The organism is Bacillus sp. SIMBA_026 (genome assembly GCF_046535335.1).
GTDB classification, from domain to species: domain Bacteria; phylum Bacillota; class Bacilli; order Bacillales; family Bacillaceae; genus Bacillus; species Bacillus velezensis.
In genome coordinates, this window is sequence record NZ_JAWRWX010000031.1 from 1 (window position 1) to 443 (window position 443).

Here is a 443-nt window from a genome sequence, read left to right on the forward strand (position 1 = left end):
CTCGCCAGCGAACGTGGCGGCCGATGTCTCTCCGATACATACGACAACGGGAAAGCAAAGCTCACGTGGGAATGCCACCATGGCCACGTCTGGCAGGCCAGGTCCGAGAGCATCCGGGCAGGACATTGGTGCCCGTCGTGCGCAATACAGAGCACCATCCGCGCCAAGAACGCGTGGAAGCACAAGCGATACGAGGCCGTCAGAAACGCGCTGCCTGTTGACCTGGGTGTCTCGTCATCCGAGTGCGACAAATAGACACAAAACTGCCGGCATATCACCTTGCAAGGATGGGCAGGATTTCGATATGCTCGCCGCATCCGGCAATGGTGCCGGTTCTCGCATAGGAATGAGCATGGCAACGAAGAAGACGGCCGCACCGAAGACCGCGGCAAAGAAGTCGGCCCCCGCCGCCAAGAAGGCAGCGCCGGCTGCGAAGAAAGCCG

Annotated in this window: 1 protein-coding gene; it reads right to left on the reverse strand. The window is 60.7% G+C overall.

The features are described from left to right. Nucleotides 1-234 precede the first annotated feature (234 nt). Nucleotides 235-443 (reverse strand): hypothetical protein (locus tag SB847_RS20525; protein ID WP_410578395.1); only part of this gene is annotated, 209 nt, incomplete at its 5' end.